Origin of the sequence: Shewanella sp. M16 (assembly GCF_018224605.1) — a bacterium.
Classification (GTDB): Bacteria; Pseudomonadota; Gammaproteobacteria; order Enterobacterales; family Shewanellaceae; genus Shewanella; species Shewanella oncorhynchi.
This window is the reverse complement of the sequence record NZ_JAGTUL010000004.1, coordinates 49,688-73,297: the sequence shown is the minus strand read 5'-3', so window position 1 is coordinate 73,297 and position 23,610 is coordinate 49,688. Positions and strand designations below refer to the sequence as shown.

The 23,610-nt window shown below is 46.8% G+C and carries 19 protein-coding genes and 1 riboswitch; of the genes, 8 read left to right on the top strand and 11 right to left on the bottom strand.

Annotation, left to right across the window (positions count from 1 at the left end; translation table 11 throughout):
- Nucleotides 1-21: 21 nt before the first annotated feature.
- Nucleotides 22-456, bottom strand: coding sequence for a DUF3069 domain-containing protein (locus KFE26_RS03895; RefSeq protein ID WP_105250165.1), 435 nt, complete (start codon nt 454-456; stop codon nt 22-24).
- Between the two features lie 31 nt (nt 457-487).
- A complete protein-coding gene (locus KFE26_RS03890; protein ID WP_212599716.1) occupies nt 488-1,012 on the bottom strand; it encodes a phosphatase PAP2 family protein in 525 nt (174 codons plus the stop codon).
- Nucleotides 1,013-1,232: 220 nt separating this feature from the next.
- Between KFE26_RS03890 and KFE26_RS03885 the strand changes: the two genes are divergently transcribed.
- Nucleotides 1,233-3,089, top strand: a complete 1,857-nt coding sequence (locus KFE26_RS03885; protein WP_173913147.1) for a GGDEF domain-containing protein — start codon at nt 1,233-1,235, stop codon at nt 3,087-3,089.
- Here the strand turns inward: KFE26_RS03885 and KFE26_RS03880 are convergent.
- Nucleotides 3,086-3,883, bottom strand: a complete 798-nt coding sequence (locus KFE26_RS03880) for an ABC transporter substrate-binding protein (RefSeq protein WP_173242870.1) — start codon at nt 3,881-3,883, stop codon at nt 3,086-3,088. The genes KFE26_RS03885 and KFE26_RS03880 overlap by 4 nt on opposite strands.
- Before the next feature lie 174 nt (nt 3,884-4,057).
- Here KFE26_RS03880 and queG point away from each other — a divergent pair, with 174 nt between their 5' ends.
- Nucleotides 4,058-5,260, top strand: a complete 1,203-nt coding sequence (gene queG, locus KFE26_RS03875; protein ID WP_173242868.1) for a tRNA epoxyqueuosine(34) reductase QueG — start codon at nt 4,058-4,060, stop codon at nt 5,258-5,260.
- A gap of 96 nt (nt 5,261-5,356) precedes the next feature.
- On the opposite strand, the gene metE is transcribed toward queG, so the two are convergent.
- Nucleotides 5,357-7,627: a 5-methyltetrahydropteroyltriglutamate--homocysteine S-methyltransferase gene (gene metE / locus KFE26_RS03870; RefSeq protein WP_212599714.1), complete on the bottom strand. Its 2,271-nt coding sequence runs from the start codon at nt 7,625-7,627 to the stop codon at nt 5,357-5,359.
- A gap of 200 nt (nt 7,628-7,827) precedes the next feature.
- On the opposite strand from metE, the gene KFE26_RS03865 reads away from it, so the two are divergent.
- On the top strand, nt 7,828-8,733 hold the full coding sequence (locus tag KFE26_RS03865) for a LysR family transcriptional regulator (protein WP_028761667.1): 906 nt from the start codon (nt 7,828-7,830) through the stop codon (nt 8,731-8,733).
- An 80-nt stretch (nt 8,734-8,813) separates the two neighbouring features.
- Here the strand turns inward: KFE26_RS03865 and KFE26_RS03860 are convergent, their stop codons facing one another.
- From KFE26_RS03860 to KFE26_RS03850, 3 genes are all read right to left on the bottom strand, one after another.
- Entirely contained in the window at nt 8,814-9,542 is a 729-nt protein-coding gene (locus KFE26_RS03860) for an HDOD domain-containing protein (RefSeq protein ID WP_105250172.1), read from the bottom strand.
- A gap of 279 nt (nt 9,543-9,821) precedes the next feature.
- Nucleotides 9,822-11,783, bottom strand: coding sequence for a TonB-dependent receptor (locus KFE26_RS03855; RefSeq protein ID WP_212599713.1), 1,962 nt, complete (start codon nt 11,781-11,783; stop codon nt 9,822-9,824).
- 108 nt (nt 11,784-11,891) lie between these two features.
- Nucleotides 11,892-12,127, bottom strand: a riboswitch (cobalamin riboswitch).
- 134 nt (nt 12,128-12,261) lie between these two features.
- On the bottom strand, nt 12,262-13,704 hold the full coding sequence (locus KFE26_RS03850; protein WP_212599712.1) for a hypothetical protein: 1,443 nt from the start codon (nt 13,702-13,704) through the stop codon (nt 12,262-12,264).
- Between the two features lie 234 nt (nt 13,705-13,938).
- Here KFE26_RS03850 and rihA point away from each other — a divergent pair, with 234 nt between their 5' ends.
- The 3 genes from rihA (at nt 13,939) to azu (ending at nt 16,596) form a co-directional block, all read left to right on the top strand.
- Nucleotides 13,939-14,895, top strand: a complete 957-nt coding sequence (gene rihA / locus KFE26_RS03845) for a pyrimidine-specific ribonucleoside hydrolase RihA (protein ID WP_212599711.1) — start codon at nt 13,939-13,941, stop codon at nt 14,893-14,895.
- Between the two features lie 19 nt (nt 14,896-14,914).
- Nucleotides 14,915-15,826: a ribokinase gene (gene rbsK, locus KFE26_RS03840; protein WP_071940046.1), complete on the top strand. Its 912-nt coding sequence runs from the start codon at nt 14,915-14,917 to the stop codon at nt 15,824-15,826.
- A 293-nt stretch (nt 15,827-16,119) separates the two neighbouring features.
- A complete protein-coding gene (gene azu, locus KFE26_RS03835) occupies nt 16,120-16,596 on the top strand; it encodes an azurin (RefSeq protein WP_028759449.1) in 477 nt (158 codons plus the stop codon).
- A gap of 87 nt (nt 16,597-16,683) precedes the next feature.
- On the opposite strand, the gene KFE26_RS03830 is transcribed toward azu, so the two are convergent.
- Nucleotides 16,684-17,868, bottom strand: coding sequence for a DUF3103 domain-containing protein (locus KFE26_RS03830; protein ID WP_212599710.1), 1,185 nt, complete (start codon nt 17,866-17,868; stop codon nt 16,684-16,686).
- Between the two features lie 380 nt (nt 17,869-18,248).
- Nucleotides 18,249-18,551: a DUF3622 domain-containing protein gene (locus tag KFE26_RS03825; RefSeq protein WP_105250177.1), complete on the bottom strand. Its 303-nt coding sequence runs from the start codon at nt 18,549-18,551 to the stop codon at nt 18,249-18,251.
- 380 nt (nt 18,552-18,931) lie between these two features.
- Here KFE26_RS03825 and KFE26_RS03820 point away from each other — a divergent pair, with 380 nt between their 5' ends.
- A complete protein-coding gene (locus KFE26_RS03820; protein ID WP_212599709.1) occupies nt 18,932-20,209 on the top strand; it encodes a glycerophosphodiester phosphodiesterase family protein in 1,278 nt (425 codons plus the stop codon).
- A gap of 88 nt (nt 20,210-20,297) precedes the next feature.
- Here the strand turns inward: KFE26_RS03820 and KFE26_RS03815 are convergent, their stop codons facing one another.
- Both KFE26_RS03815 and KFE26_RS03810 read right to left on the bottom strand, forming a co-directional pair.
- Entirely contained in the window at nt 20,298-20,864 is a 567-nt protein-coding gene (locus KFE26_RS03815; protein WP_028759331.1) for a phosphoribosyltransferase, read from the bottom strand.
- A 290-nt stretch (nt 20,865-21,154) separates the two neighbouring features.
- Nucleotides 21,155-22,921 (bottom strand): alkaline phosphatase, encoded by a 1,767-nt coding sequence (locus KFE26_RS03810; protein WP_212599708.1) that lies wholly within the window; start codon nt 22,919-22,921, stop codon nt 21,155-21,157.
- A gap of 255 nt (nt 22,922-23,176) precedes the next feature.
- Between KFE26_RS03810 and KFE26_RS03805 the strand changes: the two genes are divergently transcribed.
- Nucleotides 23,177-23,602, top strand: a complete 426-nt coding sequence (locus KFE26_RS03805) for an HPP family protein (protein ID WP_212599707.1) — start codon at nt 23,177-23,179, stop codon at nt 23,600-23,602.
- Nucleotides 23,603-23,610 lie beyond the last annotated feature (8 nt).

Here is a 23,610-nt window from a genome sequence, read left to right as displayed (position 1 = left end):
CTTTTTCATTTCAATAGAACACTAAGGTGCCATCACCTGTTTAAAGCTATTGAGCAAAGCACGATCGGTACGCGCTTTCTTCAACTTACGTAGGCTTTCTTTGAGCGATTCATCGGCTAAGCGCGTAAAAATGCCATTATATTCTTGCTCTTGGATTGCACTATCGGTATCGGCTTGCTCAGAAATTTCTTGGGCGACACGACTCAATTGCAACCAAGCATTCGCGATATAGAAACCGTGGAATGCGGCTTGTTCCATTAGATTACGCGCACTGGCAGGTAAAGATGCCCAAGCTTGGCTAAATTTACCTTCCCTGTCTTCCAACAGTTCGGCACACAAACCTTGGTACGCTGCTAATAAGTCACCCGGTAATTTCGCCATTGGTAACACTTTATTCGCAACATTGTAAGAAATCTGCTCGGCAGTTTCACGGTAAACAGCTGATAATTCACTCATAAAAATCTCGATTCGCATCCCAAAAATAGACTCAAAACTGGCCACTCACATATAAACCATAAACGCCGTTACCCGCAATCGGCGTAACTGTAATCCCCTCATAGGGTTGAGTAAAATACCAACCCGCCAGCGCTCCAATCGCCGCGCCAGCTAACACATCCTCGAGGTAATGTTGGTCGCTCGCCACTCGTGTGTAACCCACATAAGATGCGGCAACATAGGCAGGTAAACCATATTGCCAACCATAGCGCTGCTGAATAAACGTCGCCGCCATAAAGCTGTCTGAGGTATGACCCGATGGAAACGAATCATCGCCACTATCGTCTGGCCTGTCTTTACTCACACTATACTTAAGACCTTCAACAATTAACCGACTCGACACCGCTGCCTGAATTAACTGCCAACTACCGTCATAACCCTCTTCATAAAACAAGGTCGCGCCCATCGCAGTAGCGGGTAATAATAAATGCAATACATCGCCAGAGGTTTCTAAATCTGAGCCTGCCCAGCTAGTGCCACTCATAATGAATAATGCAGCACAGAGTAATTTCTTCAAGGGTGATTCCTTTGTGGGATAATAACCAAGGCGGAGTTTATACCTTGATCATTAACCGAATGCAAAATTGCTATACATCTATATTAAAAATGAGCAAACAAGTTATGCTAAGCTAATAATTAGCTATTGATTTTAATTCGAACAGGAATCTTTTTTGCTACATCAACTTAGGTATTTATCATTCTCCTTATTGCTGCTTCTACTGCCGCTCAGCAACGCTATGGCAGAAGAAAAGACTCAGGTTGATAAAATATTTGCAAGATTTGAAAGCGGCGTCCCTATGACCCGTGAAGAAATCGAAAGCAATCTAGTGTTATTAAGCAAACTAATTTCGACTGACGATGTCACCCGTCATGAAAAGCTGCAACTGCTTAAATGCTGGGATCAGAATACAGAAAACGACACCGCTATTGCACTGGCACTTAAAAATACTAACCAAGCACTGAGCAATATTCCGCCAACCGCCTCCCCCCATTTCATTACCGACCTCACTCTCTGCCGCTCTTGGTTTCTGCAATTAAGTGGTGATATGGATGGCGCGATGGAAGGCTATAATCTCAGTGTTAAACGTGCCTATGAGCATGAAGACCTTAAGCTAATCGCCGACTCGCGCAGCATTCGCGGCGCACTTTACTCTTATATTGGCGATTTTTCTGCGGCATTAGACGATCTCGTCACAGCGCAAGATCTCTATGAATCACTCAATTTAAGCGGTTGGGCTAACATTAACCTTGCCGATGTTGCTACCAGTTTTAGACGTTATGGCGATCCCCAAAGTGCAATCCGCTATTACACCAAACTCAAAGCTCTCTATCTAAAAAACAATAACCAAGAACAGGCAATGTATGTCAACTCGGACATTGGCCTTGCCTTAGATGAACTCGGTGAACATCAACAGGCCGTAGATAATTTCTTAGTAAGTTATCAATACTTCAAGGAACATCAGCAGGAAAAAGTGGCAGCAACTATGGCAACGAATATTGCCTACAGCTTAATCAAACTCAATCGTCTAAACGAAGCCGAAAAGTATTTAATCGAAGCCGATACTGTTATTAATGAAAAAGATCTGACCGATTACAGCTTCATGAAGCTTTTTATGGCCGATATAAAGTTTCAACAAGCTCGCTATAAAGAGGCGCTTACCGAACTTGAGCAAGGGGAAAAAGCCTTTCGCACTCTGCAGAATAATCGGGGACTCACTCAACTGCTGCAGCTTAAAAGTAACATATATGTGGCTATGAATGATTTATCTGCCGCCTACGGAGCGCTGCAAGAATTTGTTACCCTAACAAAAAAAGTCGATGGCAATTCTCTCTCCCATCATACGACAGAATTAAAGGTCAAGTTTGATACCAGTCGGATTGAATCTGAAAATCAACGCTTGATTGAAAACCAAAACCTTAAAGAACAAGAGCTCGCGCTACTCGAAAAGAACAAATCACTGCAACACATTATCCTATTACTAGCGGGCTTTATCCTGACGATAGTGTCTATATTCGCTTATAAACAAGTACATAGAAATCGCCAACTGCAAGTTATTGCCCTCACGGATTACCTTACCAAACTCCCTAATCGTCGGCATATTTATGCCCAAGCCGCGAAATATTTTCAGCAAGCCTTAAAACATCAAAGCCCTTTTTCAGTGATTATTTTTGATGCGGATCACTTCAAAAAAATCAACGATAACTTCGGCCATGAATTAGGCGATCGCGCCCTTATGACCATTGCAAATGCAGGCCGAGCCTTATCAGGTAATAAAGACCTCGTTGGCCGCATCGGTGGTGAAGAGTTTTTAATCCTATTGCCTAACACTGACGCCACAGGTGCGTTAGCGCTGGCGCATCAATTGCAGAACCATATTAGCCGCCTTAGCGCACAGAATTTACCAGCAGAACTCAAATTAACCGTTAGCGCTGGTGTCGCCACTTTAGAACCACAAAATAATACTGAAGATGCATATCAAGATAAAGATTTTGCCACCTTGCTAAAGCGGGCCGACAATGCTCTTTATGAGGCTAAAAATGCGGGCAGAAATTGTGTGAAATCAGCCAAGAATGAGGCTTTAAGAGAGAATTAAACGGCCTTATGCCAAAACACTTGATGTTGTAATGGCGGTGGCAAAGTGCCAAACCATGTCTGATACAGACGACTAAATTCACCCGAGTCTTTCATTTTCTCAAGCTCTGTTTGCCAACTGATAACGGTTTCCGCCGACGTCCCTTTAGAAAAAGCTAAATAGAGATTAATCTCCGATACCACAAACACTTGGCGGATATCTGTCTCACTCGCGCCAACCTCTTCGAGTATCTGCTTTACCGCAAGATCCGCTTGGCACCAAAAACGAATTCGAGAAAACAGCAACTGTTTCGCCGATTGCTGTGGAAAACTCGCCACCAGCAAATTATCCACGCCCGCTTGTTGTAGCAACTGCGCACCCGCCGATTCCCGATAAACCCCCACAATATCTGTCGATTGAAGTTCAGCAAGTTGATCGAGAGCGATAGGATCTGCCGCCCTTGCGTACAATGCAATTTTGCTGGTCGCAATAGGACCGATAAAATCAAACTGCTCAGCTCGTTCATCATTAATTGACGTAGCAAAAAGTAAAACGTTCGCAGAGGTATTAGCAATCGAATACGCCCGAGCCCAAGGTAACACATCGATTTTTTCACTCTGACCCAGTCTTGATTGCAAGGTATTGACTAAGTCCACCGCAAAACCTTGCGGCACACCATTTTGCTCGTAACTCATGGGAGGCCAAGCTTCGGTCACCAATTTCAACTTGTCAGGCGCCGCAAAAACAAGATTAGGCATCAGGCCTAATAAGCTCATCGCAAGAAAACACGCCCTAAGGGGAATCGCACTCAGCATACGAATACCAAACGATAAACAGTAGACCTAATCATAGACTCAATCCCAACAGCAAATAAACAAATACCCCAAAGAAAATATCGCCTCACGCCCCCTTCTGAGTAAACTCGTCCTCAATAAGTGAAAACTGCTATCATATTGCCACCTAGCCAAGAGCCTCGCTGCAATCAATTCATGTCAACTTTAGTCAATCAAACCCCAAGCCAATCCTATGCCAGCATGCTGTCGCGGCTCGCTCTGCAAATTAAAACGTGGGGAAAAGCACTCGGATTTGCGCAGGTTGGCATTTGCGATACGGATTTAACCGCTGAAGAAGCCAAACTCCAAGCATGGCTAGACAAAGGTTTTCATGGCGAAATGGCCTATATGGCTACCCATGGCATGATGCGCGCTCGCCCGCAAGAACTGCATCCGGGCACAGTGCGGGTGATCTCCGTACGGATGGACTATTTGCCACCCGAAGCTGGCTTTGCAACGAATCTCACCGATCCCAACTTAGGTTATATTTCCCGTTATGCCGGAGGTCGCGACTATCACAAGTTGATCCGCGCTCGACTTAAAAAGCTCGGAGATCAAATCAGTGCAGAGTTAGTTGCTCTCGGTTTCGATGCCGCTGACTTTCGCCCCTTTGTTGACTCAGCCCCTGTACTTGAGCGCCCCCTAGCCGAAAAAGCCGGTATAGGCTGGACAGGTAAACACTCACTCATACTCAACCATGAGGCTGGCAGTTGGTTCTTTTTAGGTGAGCTACTGATCAATTTGCCTCTACCTGTGGATATTCCCATTCAAGAAGGCTGTAACACTTGTGTCGCCTGCATTACCTCCTGTCCAACGGGTGCAATCGTAGAACCTTATGTGGTCGATGGCAGACGCTGTATTTCCTATCTCACCATTGAGTTGCAGGGCGCTATTCCCGAAGAATTTAGGCCACTCATGGGCAATCGCATCTATGGCTGCGATGATTGCCAACTCGCGTGTCCCATCAATCGCCAAGCGCCGCTGACTGAAGAAACTGACTTTCATATTCGTCCGCAGTTAAAGCAACCTGACCTTCTCAGCCTTTTTGCTTGGAGCGAGGCCGAGTTTCTTAAACAAACTGAAGGCAGCGCCATTCGTCGCATTGGACATAAACGTTGGCTACGTAATATTGCAGTAGCACTGGGTAACGCTCCCGCGAGCCCAAGCATTATTGCCGCACTTAACGCCCGCAATCACAGCGAAGATATCGATGAGATAGTGCGTGAGCATATTGAATGGGCGCTTAATGCCCAGCAATCGCGCCTTGCTGAAAGCGCAGCAACTGAACAACAAAAAGCCCGCCGCAAAACCGAGCGCATGGTGCGCATTATCGAAAAAGGCTTACCGCGAGATGCTTAAGTTAGTCGGCAAGCAATAAACAACAACGGATGCATAAGCATCCGCTGTTACTAACTCAATAAACTCAGTAAAAAAATATTTCACTCAAGCATAATATTAACCAAGGCGGTGACGTAGTTCTCGCGTGGCATCGACCATGTTTTTCAGTGCGGGTTCGACTTCATCCCAAGTACGGGTTTTTAGGCCACAATCTGGGTTGACCCACAGCTGACGTACGGGCACTTTTTGCGCCGCTTTCTCGATTAAGTGCACCATGGCCTCCACACTTGGAGTGTTTGGCGAGTGAATGTCGTACACACCGGGACCGATTTCATTGGGATATTCAAAATCTTCGAAGGCATTGAGTAACTCCATCCGTGAACGCGAAGTCTCGATAGTGATCACATCGGCATCCATGGCGGCAATCGCGGTAATCGTATCATTGAACTCGCTGTAACACATGTGGGTGTGGATTTGAGTCTCATCAATAACCCCTGCAGCGCTGAGTTTAAAGGCATTCACCGCCCAATCTAAATAGGCTTGCCACTCACTTTGTTTCAATGGCAGACCTTCACGGAAGGCTGGCTCATCAATTTGTATAATGCCAATACCTGCATTTTGTAAATCCACCACTTCATCACGGATCGCCAGCGCCAGCTGAGTCGCAATCACATCGCGGCCGATATCTTCACGGGCGAATGACCAATGCAGAATCGTCACAGGGCCAGTTAACATGCCTTTTACAGGCTTGTCTGTTAGGCTCTGGGCAAACTCGGCCCAATCGACCGTCATCGCCTTTGGACGACTAACATCGCCATAAATCAATGGCGGCTTAACACAGCGTGAGCCATAACTTTGCACCCAACCATTTTTAGTAAAACCAACGCCCGCAAGCTGCTCACCAAAGTATTCCACCATATCGTTGCGCTCGGCCTCACCATGAACCAGCACATCGATACCGAGTTTAAGCTGGCGGTCGATAGTATCGCGGGTGACTTGCTGCAATTGTTCGGTATATTGTGCATCACTTAGCTCGCCCTTGCGCCAGCGACTGCGTAGTCCACGGATTGCCGGTGTTTGTGGGAAGGAACCAATGGTAGTGGTCGGCAACAGAGGTAAACGATACTTCTGCTGCTGCACAGCTTGGCGTACGCTAAAATCACTGACACGCTCATAATCGGCAGATGTCAACGCGGCAACGCGGGCAATCACTTGACTGTCGGCGGCCTGCGCTTTCGCCTCACGGCGTGCCAAACAGGTTTGCACAATCTCTTTTGCCGCGATAGATTCAGGTGCCAGTAGCAATTGGCGCACATTGGCCAGTTCGAGTAATTTCTGCTTCGCAAACGCGAGTTGTTGACGCAGCGCGGGCTCAAGCGTGGCTTCCACCTCTAAATCCACAGGGCTGTGCAGGAGTGAGCAAGAGGTACCGATCCACAAGCGATCTCCGAGATCACGGGCAACCGCGCCTATGCGTTCGGCAATCAAATCCGCCTCTGCCGCCCACACGTTGCGGCCATTGACCACACCCGCCGACAGAATTTGATCTTGACCAAGCGCATTGGCAAAGACTGCCAATTGATCCGGCGCTGTGACTAAATCGATATGCAACCCCGCGACCGGCAAGGCCGATACCAGCGCTTGATGGTGTGCGATACCGCCGTAATAACTGGTAAGAAGGATCTTCACCTTCGCAGTGCTGAGGGCTTGATACGCCTCAGTGATCGCTGCTTGCCATTCGCCATCCAATTCCAATGCGAGCATGGGCTCATCGAGCTGTACCCATTGCACTCCCTGAGTAGCAAAACGCGCCAAAATGTCAGCATAAGCAGCTAATAAATTGGGTAATAAGCTTAACTTATCAAACTCTTGGCCCACAGTTTTAGCAAGGAACAAGTAGCTAACAGGGCCGAGTAGCACAGGTTTGGCTTTATAGCCTAGCGCTTGCGCTTCGCTGACTTCCTCAAAAAACTGCTCATAGGCAATCGAAAACACTTGGTTTTGCGTGAGTTCAGGTACTAGATAGTGATAGTTAGTATTGAAATACTTGGTCATTTCAGAGGCTGGCGCATCTTGGCCCGTTGGCGCTCTGCCGCGGGCAACACGGAATAAAGTATCGAGATCGATGCCCCCTTCACCACGGTGACGTTCAGGAATAGCATTTAAGGTCGCGCTTAAGGTCAGTACTTGATCATAAAAGGCAAAATCACCCACGGGAACTTGCTCAATGCCAGCAGCCGTTTGCCACTGCCAATGGGTGCGGCGAAGTTCGCTCGCCACTTCACGCAATTGCGCCTGAGTGCTCTCACCACGCCAGTATTTTTCTAAGGCAAATTTCAATTCACGACGACGCCCAATACGGGGAAACCCAAGACTATTTAATTGCATACTCTATCTTCCTTTATTTGAGATAAGCCACATTCGGCACTTGCACCCACCAGATTGTTTTCTCTTGGCACTTTTCAGCACTTCAGCCTTGATAAATAACAATGGGCGTCTGGACGTCTAGAAGTTTATTGTGTTAGTCTCTATGCCAGCAACCGAATTGATTTCAAGCACAACATGAGCGAAATTCACTTGGAGTGAACATGATCGAACTAAGACACCTGCGAACCTTAATGGCCCTGAAAGAAAGCGGCAGTTTGGCGGGCGCAGCCAAAAAACGTTTTGTCACTCAATCCGCCCTCTCCCACCAGATTAAGGAGTTGGAGCAAAGGATTAACTCGCCCATTTTTGTGCGTAAGAGTAAGCCACTGTCATTCACCCAAGAAGGTGCACGCCTGCTGCATCTGGCCGAAGAAATTTTGCCTAAGGTGTTAGAAACCGAGACAGATTTGAAGAATGGGCTGGAAACCGAAACCAATCAGTTGCGTGTCGGCATTGAGTGCCATAGCTGTTTTCGCTGGTTAATGCCTGTAATGGAGCAATTTAGACAAGATCATCCGACAGCCGAGTTAGACTTGTCGAGCCGCCACTTGTTCGACTCGCTCAATGCCTTAGAAATGGGTGAACTGGATATTGTATTAACCTCAGATCCTGTGCCTGGGCATTCACTCGCCTACCAGCATTTGTTTGATTTTGAAGTGAAGTTAGTGGTTGCTAAGGATCATCCTTTAGCGAAAGAAGCCTATGTCACCCCTAAGCAATTAGCACACTTGCCTATTATCAGTTATCCAGTGCCGTTGACGCGTTTAGACATTTATCGCCACTTTTTAGAGCCTGCGGGCATAGAGGCGGGCGAGCAAAAAACCTGTGATTTAACCATGATGTTATTGCAACGCATCGCCTGTAAAGACGGCATAGCCGCACTGCCAAGTTGGTCGATTAATGAAGGACATGGACTGAGTCTCGCTACGGTAAAACTCGGCCAAGAAGGTCTGAAACGACCGCTATTTGGTGCCTATCGCCGCCACAGTGCTAACTCTGCATTGATCCAAAATTGGTTACAACTGGTGGCGAGGGAAGGTTTATCCCGCCAGCAGAAGACGAATTAATGCGGGTGACATTGAGTAAAAAAGCCTGCGAATGCAGGCTTGTTTATTGAGTCAAATGACTATTTCATAGCATCGACAAATTACAGCGGATTCATCAACAATCCACGCATAGACAAGACACGGCGCAGTATCAACCCTGATGAATTAGGATTACGGGTCTGACGCAAATTATGGGCGATCATAAACTCTTGACGCAGATCCTGATCGAGATCTAACGCCTCGAACGCTTCGATGGTTAAGGTCTGTTGTTGATTATCAATCAATGACTTAATCACACTTAAAGGAAATGACTGTTCGGCATTAGCATTTAAATAGGCAAATGCGGTCAGTGCGATAATTTGGCCGAACACACTGAACAGAGCTAAGGTTTGTACTTCGTCAGCATCAACCTCCACACCTTCCATATCCGCTAAGCTATCTACCGCATCCGTTGCAATATCTTCAGTCAGCTTCCAATAACCTTGGACCAACTTTTTATAGGGCTGTGGCAGTTCATCGAGGCGTTCTTTTAAATAGAACGTAAAGGCGTAGCGATAGATATTAACTTGACCTAAGCGGATCAAAGCTTCTTTCAACGAACGAGTTTTGTGATTTTCCACTACAGCAGCCTGTGCGGAATTACTGCGCATAAGCATGTGCGCTGCCAATGCGGGATCGCTCGAGATAATGTCAATCACATTACGAATGTCGCCTTCAGCAAGGATCGCTTTTTTGAGTGGAATTAGAATCCCTCGGCGGCCAATCACTTGCTCTTCGTTCGCTATGATAGCTCTAACTTGAGTAAAAACCTGTTGCTCAAGATCAGTCATAAGACACTTTACACCTGTTTATTAACAATAAGATGATTCGGTTACAGCTCACATCATACCTAAAATACTAAGAATTTCAGCCATAAACAGCAGAGTAAAATATAAATTACTCCTATTTAGTGATGACTGCCCGCTAACACTATAGATAACGACAATTAAACCACTCTACTAAAACGATATTCAAGACTATACCTATTTTAAGATTTATTCTTTGAACTCAGCGTAAAAACTAAAAAGCCAGACTGAGTCTGGCTTTGTTATTAGATAGCTCATTAATATTTAGAAGCGGTAGCCCACAGTGAAACGAATATCACGGCCTCGACCTGAGTAATAACCATTATATGTTCCACCACCATAATAGCCTGCGCTAACATAATCTTTATCGAATACATTATCGATACGCAGACTGGCAAGCCAAGCATCACGATTATAATTCAAGGCTAAATTACCAAGCACGTAACTTGCTAGCTTATCACCTTGATTAGCGTTATCGCCTTCGATAAAACGATCACCCGTGTAGATAGCTTCGGCAAATACTTGGAAATGCTCAGCAAAATCCATGCTGACATAACCGCGTCCCGTGTGTTTTGCCACCCAAGACAGCTCTTTGCCATCGTTAGCACCATCGGTAAATTCGGCGTCGGTATAGTTATATTCCAGCCCTAACTGCAGCGCTTTAGTGATCTGCCAATCCCAATCGGCACCCGCGCCATAACGACGAGAAGCGTCGGCATTGACGTTTGCACCGTTGAAATTTCCACCTATGGGTTTAACTGCACTCGAGTCATAAACAATTTCATCCTCTAAATCGAGACGATATAGGCTGACTCGTAGGGTTTGACTAGCGACAGCCCAATCCCAACCCGCCTCATAGGAACGGCCTGTTTGCGGCTTTAAGCCAAATACGCCCGGCGATGTATAAGCTTGCTCATCCACTTTGGCAAAACGGAAGTTATCATCAGCGCGCACATAGAGTCTGTGCTCCGCAGTTGGGCGGTAATTTAAACCCAGTTCGAATACGTGGGCATTTTCGTCTAAATCCATGCCATTAGGATAGACATTGCCATCGACTAACTCGTCGGTCACACGCGCATAACGGCCACCCACAACGTAACTTAAAGTATGGCTTAAAGGCACTGTAGCTTGTAGATAGGCGCTTTGCATTTGCTGCACATTACTGCGCGCCATAGTGTCAAAATCAGCCTTACCACGGCTGATATCTAAGCCAGTCACTAGGTTTAGCTCGCCTTGACGCGTACTGTAATTCGCTAACGCTTTAGGGCTAAACATTAACAGTGAGCGTGTGTTATGGCTGTTCGCCCCCCAATTAAGAGAAGACACTAAGGTATCGCTGTAATCTAAATCCGCCGCCAGCGCCCAGTTTTGATTAAGCTGATGCTGGTAACCCGTTCGCGCCGCAGTGGTCATCTCGTGGGCATACTCTACCTTATTTGATGAAGCACGGGGATCGTCTTTAAATTGCTTTTCAGTAAGCGAGCCCGGATTTTCACGATCGTTATCGTAGTAGCTGGTTTCAACAAAGAACGAGTCTGTGGCTGTTTTATATTGAATGCGGCCAAGAATAGAGCCGGTTTCGTTGGCATTATGCTGGCGATAGTTGTCACCTTGGTTGTAACTACCGGTGAAAAAGTAACGCCAATCTTTGTTGATCGCGCCAGACACATCACCACGACCTTCATAGGTATCAAAGCTACCACCAGATAACTGCACGCTGCCGCCAGTATTTTCAGGGGACTTAGTGACAATATTAATCACCCCGCCCACGGCTTGATCGCCATAAAGTACACCTGCACTACCCGATAAAATTTCAATACGATCCACTTGATTAAGCGGAATGGCATTAAGGCTAGGTGCGGCGATATCGATATTATTGAGACGACGACCATCAAGTAAAATCAGCGTGTTATTAACGGCAGTGCTGGCGCTAAAACCGCGCATCGCAAAGCTAGTTCCAATATTGTTATCCGAAATTTGAATACCGCTTTGACCACGTAAGACGTCGGTCAAATTAGTCGCGCCGCTCATTTCAATCGCAGCGGCATCAATCACATTCACATTGGCGGCAATATTTAACGGGGTCTTATCAGAGCGGCCGATCACGACAAGATGCTCGTCGACTTTAGCTGTGCTGGTATCGTCAGCCGCCATAACGGGCGCGATAATTGAAAAACTGCAAAGGCTGCCGATCAGCAGCGCGATTTTTGTTGGATTTGTTCCCATTTTACCTTTAACTCCTGCAAGGAAAACGGGGCATTGACGCCACGATACCGTTAATTCAGTCGTAAATACTGACGGTGATTATCGCATTTTGAGATCTGCCCACCGAAATCTCAAAAACACCTTTAGGGCCGGTCTCCGGACTTAGGCTATGTTAATCCATTAAAAGTTAGATTAACGCGAGACTGACCTTTCACATTCTGACTTTCGGGTTCAGTCTTGAACACACCAATCAAACGCGGTCTTCTCTCACCTTTTACCGTTGCGGGGGCAGTGCCAGAATTTCACTGGCTTCCCGATTATCTCACGACACTATCATCGCAAGCACCACAGAAGGTTGACTCAAAATTAGGTTCAAAGGGCGTACAACCTGTTAACGCCCAACAAGGCTCAGGGCATATCAGACCTGAGCGCGCGCATTATAGACGTCTATACGGATGAAAGTCCATTAATCTCAGATTAGCGAGAAAACTCACATGAGCTAGAAAACGCCATCCCAGTTTTTTGCCGCAGGTTTTGGTCTATCTTTGCTCAAAATCGCCTGACGCTGCTCAGGGGTTTCACATTGGGCAACGGGGGTAAAATCCAGCGGTTTAATCACTAACGAGTCAGCAGGTTGCACTGGCGACTTGTCGAACATGGGCAAATTCATCGACCAAGAGACCATCTCCCCCTTTTCGCTGATGCCAACATAACCGTCATTTGCGCCATCTAACCAAGTAAGGCGCGGAATACGTGCAATCAACTTCTCCACATTTTCACGGTTGGCGCGATAACCAACAGGCACCACTTTGCCATCGGGACGCGTAAACAGAAAGGAGGCAGGCCCTTGGGTAATGATGCTGCCTTCCTGCCAATATTTATCAAGAATCTCTTGGGCATAGTGAAACCCAAACATATGAGCGTAATCAGTATCGTCGGCCACTATTTGCGGCACGGCCTTATCCCGCAGTAATAAAAAGCCTGAGCCAATGCTAATAATCTCTTTTACCCCTGTGATATCGGTTTTTTTAATCCAATCGACACCACAGTTAATCCCATCGCCCCAAAAATGCGCATCCCCCGTAGGACTTAAAATCGCAAAGGCACAATTGTTTGCCGTCATACTCGCCACATCCTTTAAGGCGCTGCGGATCGAGTAAGCATCACTGCGCCAACCCCAACTCACCACAGTGCCGTCCTTTTTCAAGGCGGCATAGGTGTGTTGAAAATATTCGATCTTCGCCACATCCGTAAGCTGCGGGAGTAACTTTTTCATGTTGGTCGACTCTTCAACCTGCCCCCAAATCACCGCGCTACCTTCTTTTTTGAGGGCGACAAAACTGCGTCCTCTGGCAAAGATATCGACAACATCAACTAATTGATCCTGCACATGTAAGCTATTGCCGCCGTAGGGGCCATAACCCCAAGTATGCACCTTGCCATTGGCATCAAGGGCGGCAATGGCCTCTTGATTGGCGAACAACTTGGTAATATTGGTCATGCGGTTTTGTAGGGCTTTGTCGAGGCTATATTTCCCCGCATTGCCCCAGTACACCACAGTGCCATCTTGACGTAGCGCGGCAAACCCGTCCTTAACTGGGACGATTTGCTTAACTCGCTTAAGCTGCTCCGTCACCTCGCGGCTATCACCGCCAGCATAACTGTCACCCCAAATGATCACCTCACCGGATTTTGTTAACGCCGCAAAGGCCGAACTGTTGGTGACCACAGTCTCGACTGCGGGTAAATCACAAGGAATATGGCGATACTGTGGACTCGGATTTTCCTTAAATTGGATGAGTTTACCGTTATCAAACTGTAGCAATGACTCGTTATTACTTTCCACAACGGCCATAGGTTGAGGATCGCTACAGCCAGAGATCTGCATGGCAACCATGCCCACGAGTAAAACCTTAGGCCAAGTGATTCGATGAGTGAGCATTACTTATTTCCTTATATTTGCTTGGAGATGTCATTCAATGTTGTGCAGCGGACAGAGCGAGAATGGATTGACCTAACATCGCCTAATGTCAAAAATGGGCAGAATTCTAGCAGCTTGTTGATAAAAAGACGAAAATGCTCACAGTTTACTCTGCAAGTCCCCTACACAGGCTAGCGCCTAACTGATGGCATGCTATTCTAAGCCCCCATCACCGCTGTTTAAAGGAGTAACAGTATGACTCGCCCTATTATTCTGGATTGCGATCCCGGCCATGACGACGCCATTGCGCTCATTTTAGCTCTCGCCCATCCAGAGCTGGTTCCACTGGCCGTCACCACTAGTGCCGGCAACCAAACGCCGGATAAAACGCTCAATAATGCCCTGCGGATCTTAACCTTATTAAATCGCAGTGATATTCCTGTCGCTGGCGGCGCCGCCAAGCCATTAGCCCGCGAATTAATCATTGCCGACAATGTCCATGGTGAAACCGGACTCGACGGCCCTGCATTGCCTAATCCAAGTTTTAGTCCTCAAGCCATTACCGCAGTTGAATTAATGGCGCAGCAAATTCGCCAAAGTCATCAGCCAGTAACCTTAATTCCCACAGGGCCGCTGACTAACATCGCCCTTTTACTGGCGAGTCATAGCGAATTACACGCCAAGATCGAACGCATAGTGCTAATGGGCGGTGCAGCCGGTGTCGGTAATTGGACCCCAGCCGCCGAGTTTAATATTTTTGTCGACCCCGAAGCCGCCGATATTGTCTTTAAATCCGGTATTCCCATCACTATGTGTGGGCTCGATGTGACTCATCAGGCACAAATCATGGATGAAGACATAGAACGCATTCGCGCGATTCAAAATCCAATTGCTCAGTGCGTCGCCGAATTATTGGATTTCTTTATGATTTACCACAGAGATCCTAAATGGGGCTTTATTGGTGCGCCATTGCACGACCCCTGCACTATCGCTTGGTTGCTTAAACCTGAGCTATTTGAGGCGCAAGATTGCTGGGTAAGTATTGAAACCCAAAGTGAGTTGACCTTAGGCATGACAGTGGTCGATCGCTATCAGCTAACAGGTAAAGCCGCCAATGCGACTGTGCTGTTTGGGATCGATAGGCAAGGCTTTGTCGATTTACTGGTAGACAGTTTACGCGTCTATGATGCAACTTATCTCAATCGCAGATAAAAATGACAGTGAGTCTTCTATGAGCCAGATACTCGTTATCGGCAGTGCAAATGCCGATCATGTGATGAAATTTGAGTACCTGCCCGCTGCAGGGCAAACCTTAATGAGCCGAGATTATCGCCTCGAACAGGGCGGTAAAGGGGCCAATCAAGCCGTCGCCTGCGCGCGCTTAGCCAAATCAGGTTCACGCACTGATTTTATCTGCCATCTCGGCCAAGACAGTATCGGCGATGATATGCGTCAAAGCTGGATGAAAGATGGCATCAGTGCGGAAGGGATCCGCCAAATAGCCGGACTGAGCACAGGCACTGCCATGATTTTTATCGGTGATAACGGTGAGAATACGATTGGCGTTGCCGCAGGTGCCAACGCCAGCCTTTCACCCGATGACTTAGAAGCTCATTACGCTCTGTTTGCTAATGCGGAGTACTTGTTAACACAATTGGAAACGCCCGCTGCCACAGTGGCAAAGGCGCTGCAAATAGCCAAGAATCTTGGCGTGACGACTGTACTAAATCCTGCTCCAGCGACGGCACTTGGCCAAGATGTACTCAAGTGGGTAGATATTATTACCCCCAATGAAACCGAAGCAGAAGCCTTAACGGGAGTTGAGATCAACCATATTGATGATGCACACATGGCAGCGCAACTTCTCCACCAGCAGGGAGTAAAGATTGTGGTCATTACCTTAGGTAGCCGTGGCGCATTTATCAGCAGCCCAGGTTTTAATGGGCTAATACCTGCGTTTGAAGTGCAGGCCATAGACACTGTCGCCGCAGGGGATACCTTCAATGGCGCCTTAGTTGTGGGCTTAAGCGAGGGCATGTCGATTGCTGCAGCCGTGGGATTTGCCAATGCAGCCAGTGCCATTACTGTCACTCGCCCAGGCGCACAACGTGCGATTCCCTATCGACAGGAGCTTTCGTACTAAAAACGTAAGACGTTCGAAGTTAGTCGCCCTGCGTTAGAACAAAAAATTATAATTTATAAATCAAACACATAAATAATAGTTCCTGAGTACTTAGTTCACTCCAACTAAGTACTCACCTATGTTTACCGCTAACAATTTTGCCGCCAATAACGATGCAAGCTTTCAACCTAAAGTTGCATATACATAATTTACACGCTGATTTCATTCCCATTTAATGAAGATTGCTTATGCTAGCAGGTGCATGTCCGAGTCAAAACGGCTCGGCTACCCTTGTTCAAATAAGGAAGTACCAGATGAAAGCAAAAAGCACAGCTTTACGTAACGTGACCAGCACTAGCCTAATCGGCCTAGGATTATTATTCGCTAGCCAAGCGAGTGCCAACGAATGTGAACTGAAAATTGCCGCCACTGATGCAATGCAATTTGACACTAAAGAGCTGTCTGTACCTGCAAGCTGTAAAGAAGTGACCTTAACCTTAACCCACTCAGGCACCTTGCCAAAAGCAGCCATGGGCCATAACTGGGTATTAACTAAGGCAGCCGATATGTCAGCAGTAGCAACTGAAGGCATGAGCGCCGGTCCTGATGCAGCCTATGTCAAAGCCGGTGATACGCGCGTTATCGCACACACAGATTTAGTGGGCGGTGGCGAATCAACGTCGATCACCTTTAGCACTGCCGGTATGAGCGCCACCGAAGCCTACCAATTCTTCTGCAGCTTCCCAGGTCACTGGGCGATTATGCAAGGCAGTTTCAAGTTAAAAGCTTAAAGGAATGGCTTAGCCTCACCTTAAGTTAGCCAATAAAAAAGCGGATCTTAGGATCCGCTTTTACATTTCAGCCATTGCACTAATCCATCATGGTCTTGGTTGGATGACTAATGGCGCAAAGCTCGTCATCGCATTACCGTTAGCTCCGTTCAAGTTAGGATATTCAACCCCTTCCTGTAAGGTGTAATACACGTCGACAAAGTCATCGTCATTGGTGAACCAAGCATCCGGCATCACACTTAAAATACCATTGGTGATTTGCGGGATCAGCGCATAACCCTGAGCTTCAGGATCGGGGATCGACTTTAAGATCTGCTCCGCCGCTTCCAACAGCTTAGTGGCCAACACTTTATAGTTAGTACCATCGTCATGCTCCATTAAGATCATGTCCGCAGCAGCCCAACGATAACGCTCCCAATGTATGATGATTTGATTCGGATAATAGGTCGTATCCGCATAATCTAAATAGGGCATTTCGACGATATCGAGCACAGGCTCTTCACGGCTTGGATCAACCCCAGTCACTATGCCGTAAATTTCGGCACGACCAGAAATCCACGGCTCATGGTCATCCTTCAAGGATATTTGTTTGATCACTGTGGTTGAAATCGGCTTATCTACCACCGCCTGTGTTTGCGCACGGCTCAGTAGCGCGCCCTCTTTTTTCGCTGACTGCGCCTCGGCAAATGTCGCCCGCATCACCTCTAAGCCAGCCACAAAGGCTTTTTTACTATCGATACCGACCACAAACACTGGCTGCTGCGGCAGGTTATACACGTCTAATTGATGCACTTGCCCATGAATATCAAAGGCTTCAATATAATCCCACTGACTCTCGTCACCATCGGGCTCATAGGCAAATAAAGGAGACTCACCTTGCTGCCATGGGGTTAACATGGTTTCATCCGCCAGACGCACTTGCACCAGAGAATCTGCTTTGGCACTTAAGCCCTTCACTCGGCGAATTGATGCATCGGCTTGGGTGATCACATGATCATTGAGCCTATGTTGGGACAGAATCTCATCGGCATTCACTGCTAACTGATACTGGTTTATTTCAGTCTGTAAGATAGGCGCAAGCTGCGCATATTGATGGCTTAAATCTAACGCCAATGCCCGCTTAGTATTGGTTAACTGCGCTTGTGCATCCAAAGTCGAATCCTTTAGCGACGCTTGTAGTAAGCGTAACGCCTCTCCATCTAAGGCTTGGCCATAACTCAGGGTTGCCGAAGCCGACAAACACAGCAATAAACTGGATTGAAGTAGTTTCATAGGAGTTCCCTTACCTTGATAAAGTTAAACGTGCGTTCGAATTCCTTACATATGAGCACAGAGCAGCATCTAAGTAAATCAAATGATAATAGTTATCGTTAATTATTAATGGTATAGAGTACGTAATCCCGGCTAAATACGATAAAAACAAGCTAATGACAGCATCAACAGATCAGTCCAGCCGAACAGTGTGTATGAAGATAAACGAGGAAATAGAATGAAATGAATTGATATGCACAGTTTCGCGAGCGACAAAAACACAAAAGGCAGATCTTAAGATCTGCCTTTTGCTGTTCATCGCCAGAGTAACGTTTCAGAACCCGTTATGCGCTCCCTTACGATCACACTGGCTTGATAAGACAAGGTTAAACGAATGAGTGTTACTCTTCGTCGAAATCATCTTCATCAAGATCTTCGGCATCAGTAGCCGCTTCAGCCGCTAATGCTGCGGCTAATTTTGCTTTAGCTTGTTTCTCTGAGCGACGTTTATTGCGCTCAGTTAACGTGCCTAAAAACACTTGTAATTCAGTTAAGCCCCAAGCTTGCGCTTCGGCTTCAGTCGCAAAGCCATCATGGCTCTTAGACACAACTGTTTTAGTTGATGTCATGCGACGAGTGATTTCAGTTTTCCAACCGTTGTCGCCCTGTGTCACGCGAAAATCGTATTTTTTGCCCTTGCTCATTCTGCTCTATTTCCTAAATGATGCTTGTCACGTTTGTCTTATCAAGCGAACCAAACGCTCATCATAAAACAAAAGGAGCGCAGTGTACTTGATTTCGGCCCAGAAAGATCGCCGAGATGAAAATATTCATGCCAGTTTCATCGACTCGCTCAGTGGAGTCAATGCTCAAGTCTAAAACAACACTGCGCATATATCCCGCTCATCCTCTATCTATGGATGTTTATCGCGAGCTAGCGCAAACACACACGCCTTAGATAATCGTCGTGCAAACGGTATATATTCTTGTTTATGTCATAAAAGTAGGCTTTTTCAGTCACATTAACACTTTAGAGTTTCTGATTAATATTAATAATTTACATCATTACTCATAGGTAAATCTGATGAAACTACGCCCTATTTCGTCGCTCTCACTCGGCCTGTTAATTGCCACGAGCGCTTTATTAGCCGGTTGCAATAATGACGATGATAACGCCGCAGTCACGCCACCCACCAGCAAACCCGTTCCTGCTCAAGTGGGAGAAAGACCCTTATTCCTCGTTCGTCAAATGCAAGACAGCACACTTAAAACCCGCTTAGAACAATGCACCACTGACAATTTTTATCGCAGCGAATTTTCCATAGGTCACCGTGGGGCGCCAATGAAATTCCCTGAGCATACAAAGGAATCCTACCAAGCGGCTATCGATTCGGGCGCAGGCATAGTCGAATGTGATGTCACCTTCACCGCCGATAAAGCTTTAGTTTGCCGCCACTCACAGTGCGATCTTGCTAGCACGACCAACATTTTAGCCATACCCGAACTTGCCAATAAATGTTCGAGCCCATTCACTCCTGCCGATCCCGCCAATGGCGTCAGCGCATCGGCAACCTGTTGCACTAGCGATATCACCCTCGCCGAATTTAAAACTCTCAAGGGTAAGATGGAAGGCAACAATCCGAAAGCGACCACTGCGGCCGAATTCATCAATGGTACCCCAAGCTGGCGCACCGATCTTTATGCTGGCAATGGCACCTTGATGACCCACGCTGAAAGTATTGAAATGTTTAAAAAAGCCGGTGTGAAGATGACGCCTGAGCTAAAAGCCGCCAGCGTATCTATGCCCTTCGATGGTTTTACTCAGCAGGATTACGCGCAAAAAATGTTGGATGAATACACGGCGGCGGGCGTCGATGTTTCGCAAGTATTCCCCCAGTCATTTATTTTGGATGACATCAAATATTGGGTCGCCAACGCACCTGAATTTGCGAAGCAAGCTGTGTTTCTCGATGACAGATACGATTATAACAGCGCCTTTGATCCGCAGAACTCTGCCACTTGGTCGCCATCAATGGCGGATTTAAAGACCCAAGGCGTCGAAATTATTGCGCCGCCACTCTGGGTATTAGTCGCCTTAGATGCGGACAAAAAGATCATTCCTTCGGAATACGCTAAGGCCGCCAAAGGCGCAGGGCTTAAGATCATCACTTGGTCGCTAGAACGTTCTGGTTTATTAAAAAATGGCGGCGGCTTTTACTATCAAAGCATTACCGAAGCGATAAATAACGAAGGCGATACCTTTGAATTACTTGATGTACTGGCGAAAGATGTCGGCGTGATTGGAGTGTTCTCCGACTGGCCAGCCACAGTGACGTACTATGCTAACTGTATGGATTTATAAGTCATCGATATAGAAAACAAAAAATGCGTTAACGATTCATCGTTAACGCATTTTTTTATTACGAAAATAATCTATATCTCGCCGCGAGCTATTTAAACAGGTGCTGGATATTCTTTAAATCGCCCTTACCTTCGGCAATTTCTTCAGGCGTTAACCCTGTAACTTCGTGCGGGAAAACTAACCAGTCTTCAGAGGCATGAATGTAATAGTCGGGTTTTAAAGGCACTGCGGTATTTTTTGGCTTGTAATAAGGGCAAGCGATACGGATATCGGTTGGCATATTTAGGCGCATCAGTTGGCTGAGTTTTTCTTTTAATGCATGAATACTACGGCCAGAGTCAAACACGTCATCCACAATCAACAAACCGTCACTCGCGTTCGCATTTTCAACGATGTAATGCAGGCCATGAACTTTGATTTCTTTGCTTTGTTTGTCGGTGCCAATCCCATAATAAGAAGAGGTACGCACGGCAATGTGATCGGTTTCAACTTGTTTAAAATCGAAAAACTCCTGTACCGCGATCCCGATTGGAGCACCGCCACGCCAAATACCCACGATAAATTGCGGACGAAAGCCACTCTCATACACTTGCGAAGCTAATAAAAATGAATCTTCCAGCAATTGCTGCGCGGTAACAAAATACTTTTCTGACATGACACAGTCCCCATCACATTGATTTTATTCTTAGGTCGTTAAAGCAAAAGCTTATGACCCCTGTAAGGTCTGTTCGGCGGGTAAAGGTTCCCAAAACACTAGAACAGCTTTGCCTTAGCAAGTGTAGGCAGCCGCCGAATTTTGGGAGCGAATTTTATACCAAAAAAATGCGATGTGCTGCAGTAATAGTAAGAACTTGCGTGACAACAGACATTTATTTTGCCTTTTAAAGCCAAAAGCAACAAAAAGGCCACCCTAAGGTGGCCGATAAACAAGCGAACAATACCGCATTAAACGATAGGCGTAATCACATGCTCGCCTACTTTTGTCTTAGCACTATAACCACGGGCCGTTGCAACTTGGAAATCCTTCGACAAAATGGTATCCACATAATGCCAGTCGCTGCGCACCTCATCAGCGGTAAAGGTGAGCGTCATAAAGCCTCGGTCTTTTAAGTTAGCGTACTTAAGATCTGGCACTAACTCGACGATTGCCGCCTCGGTCGCGGGGATCTGTTCCGCAGGGAGATTCAAATAATATTCAAGGCCTGGCGATGATACTGAGCTGGTCGCAAACTCCACCCCAACGGTATCGCCATTCACGTCTTTAAGCTCGTTTGCCCATGCATTATGGGTGTCACCCGCGATCACAACTAGATTGAGATTTTTCGATTTAGCCGTACCTAAAATCACTTCACGCTCATAGGCATAACCATCCCAAGCATCTAAGTTGTACGGGATTGCAGGTAATTGCAGCAGTGCGATAACTTCTGGCGTGAGTAAAGCTTGATTGGCTTGAAGATATTGCAGCTCTTGGGCAGTCAGCGTGGGATCATTTGCCGCCGCACGGGCCGCTAACTTAGCTAAAGCCCCTAACATGGCAAATTGGGGAATGCTCATCTGCTGAGTGGCAATCGCCGCCGGCAATGACATCTTACCCATTAATACCTGCTGTCCCAGTACCTGCCACTTGCCTGTCGACTGTAGCAATGTGCCCTGTAGCCATAATAATTGCGTCAGCCCCAGCATAGTGCGAGTGGTCGAAGTGACATCAGCAAGGAAACGATCTCCCGCAAACGAGCCCGTGGTAGGATCCATATAATCGGCATAATCGAGCTGTTTATCACGGGCTAATACGCGAGTATCCAGCATATGCAGATCGATGAGATTGCCGTAACTGAAGCTGCGGTAAATCTCTTCATGGTTCCCTTCACGCCATGGGCGAATCGGCAACCACTCGAAATAAGCTTGTAGTGCCGCTTCTTTACGAACGGCAAAATCCCCTTCGCCTTCGTTGTGATTCTCGGCACTATCACGCCAAGTATCATTGGCCACTTCATGATCATCCCACACTGTAATAAAAGGCACTTTCGCGTGTAACTTTTGCAGACTCGCATCGGTATGGTACTGACCATGGCGAGTGCGGTAATCACTCAACGTCAGCAACTCATTGGCGGGTAACACTTCACGCCCCAATTCGGCAGCATGCTCACTGGCATAACCACCGCGGGCATATTCATAGATGTAATCGCCTAAATGCACCACAGCATCTAAATCATCCTGCGCCGCCGCTAACTCATAGACGTTAAAATAACCGGCAGGAAAGTTAGCACAGGACATCACGGCTAATTTGACTGAGCTAACGTCACCCTCAGGCAGAGTGCGGGTTTTACCCACAACTGAGGTTTTATCACCCGTCATAAAGCGATAAAAGTAGGTTTGCCCGGCACGTAAACCACGGGCATCAATCTTAACCGTGTAGTCACGGCTCGCATTAGTGACAGTCTCACCTGTGGTCACTAATTGACTAAAGGCCGCATCGCTTGCCACTTGCCAACTCACTTTTACATCGCCCTCAGACTCAGGCGTGACACGGGTCCAGAGGATCACGGCATCGACTGCCGGATCGCCACTGGCAATTCCATGTAAAAATTGCGCGGGTACAGAATTATCATCATTACTATCACTACAGCCCATCAAGCCGTAAGAGATCACAGCAACACCAACACCTTTGGCCGACATAGCCAAAAAATCACGACGAGTTACGGTACGATTCATTATTATTATTCCTTGTTAGATAAGGCTTCACTGGTATGAGGTCTAATAAGACCACGATTGTGAGATATCACTGTTACATATTTGTGACATCTTTGTCAGCCTTTTATGATATCTATCAATTCAAACACTTATACTGGATAGCGTACTTTATTTGTGCAGGACTGGCGTAGGTTACAGAGAAGCTGCTAACATCGGTGCAGGCTAACGCAGCGTGTTAAATGCACGCCTAAGAATGGCAAGAAAAGGAATTTAACAATGAAAGTCAGCGATATTATGAGTGATCAAGTCATCTGCATCAGCGATGGCGCCAGCTTGAAAGATGCCCACCATCTGATGCAAACCCGTGGCGTACGCCACTTACCTGTGATTTCTGAAATTGATGGCACCCTCGTTGGCGTACTCACCCATAAAAAAATGATCGCCAGCGTGATGTCTATGCTAAACAAATACGGCCAAGGCGCGCTCGAACGTAAAGAGCGATACACGCCAATCACGACAGTGATGGATAAAGAGTATCAGCATCTAACCGCCGACGAGCCCTTAACTGTGGTGGTGGAATATTTTATTGAAAACAAACTCGGCTGCTTGCCCGTCGTCGATGTCGATAAAAAGGTACTCGGTATCGTCACTTCATCGGACTTTATTAAGCTGTGCCGTACCCTACTGCAACAGCAAGCGTAACGTTTTAC

Excerpts from the sequence above, each read along its gene's own strand:
- KFE26_RS03830 (WP_212599710.1), bottom strand. The coding sequence starts at position 17,868 with ATGAAACTACTTCAATCCAGTTTATTGCTGTGTTTGTCGGCTTCGGCA.
- KFE26_RS03805 (WP_212599707.1), top strand. The coding sequence starts at position 23,177 with ATGAAAGTCAGCGATATTATGAGTGATCAAGTCATCTGCATCAGCGAT.
- rihA (WP_212599711.1), top strand. The coding sequence starts at position 13,939 with ATGACTCGCCCTATTATTCTGGATTGCGATCCCGGCCATGACGACGCC.
- azu (WP_028759449.1), top strand. The coding sequence starts at position 16,120 with ATGAAAGCAAAAAGCACAGCTTTACGTAACGTGACCAGCACTAGCCTA.
- KFE26_RS03860 (WP_105250172.1), bottom strand. The coding sequence starts at position 9,542 with ATGACTGATCTTGAGCAACAGGTTTTTACTCAAGTTAGAGCTATCATA.
- metE (WP_212599714.1), bottom strand. The coding sequence starts at position 7,627 with ATGCAATTAAATAGTCTTGGGTTTCCCCGTATTGGGCGTCGTCGTGAA.
- KFE26_RS03815 (WP_028759331.1), bottom strand. The coding sequence starts at position 20,864 with ATGTCAGAAAAGTATTTTGTTACCGCGCAGCAATTGCTGGAAGATTCA.
- KFE26_RS03810 (WP_212599708.1), bottom strand. The coding sequence starts at position 22,921 with ATGAATCGTACCGTAACTCGTCGTGATTTTTTGGCTATGTCGGCCAAA.
- KFE26_RS03820 (WP_212599709.1), top strand. The coding sequence starts at position 18,932 with ATGAAACTACGCCCTATTTCGTCGCTCTCACTCGGCCTGTTAATTGCC.
- KFE26_RS03880 (WP_173242870.1), bottom strand. The coding sequence starts at position 3,883 with ATGCTGAGTGCGATTCCCCTTAGGGCGTGTTTTCTTGCGATGAGCTTA.
- KFE26_RS03850 (WP_212599712.1), bottom strand. The coding sequence starts at position 13,704 with ATGCTCACTCATCGAATCACTTGGCCTAAGGTTTTACTCGTGGGCATG.
- KFE26_RS03825 (WP_105250177.1), bottom strand. The coding sequence starts at position 18,551 with ATGAGCAAGGGCAAAAAATACGATTTTCGCGTGACACAGGGCGACAAC.
- queG (WP_173242868.1), top strand. The coding sequence starts at position 4,058 with ATGTCAACTTTAGTCAATCAAACCCCAAGCCAATCCTATGCCAGCATG.
- KFE26_RS03855 (WP_212599713.1), bottom strand. The coding sequence starts at position 11,783 with ATGGGAACAAATCCAACAAAAATCGCGCTGCTGATCGGCAGCCTTTGC.
- KFE26_RS03895 (WP_105250165.1), bottom strand. The coding sequence starts at position 456 with ATGAGTGAATTATCAGCTGTTTACCGTGAAACTGCCGAGCAGATTTCT.
- KFE26_RS03865 (WP_028761667.1), top strand. The coding sequence starts at position 7,828 with ATGATCGAACTAAGACACCTGCGAACCTTAATGGCCCTGAAAGAAAGC.
- KFE26_RS03885 (WP_173913147.1), top strand. The coding sequence starts at position 1,233 with ATGGCAGAAGAAAAGACTCAGGTTGATAAAATATTTGCAAGATTTGAA.
- rbsK (WP_071940046.1), top strand. The coding sequence starts at position 14,915 with ATGAGCCAGATACTCGTTATCGGCAGTGCAAATGCCGATCATGTGATG.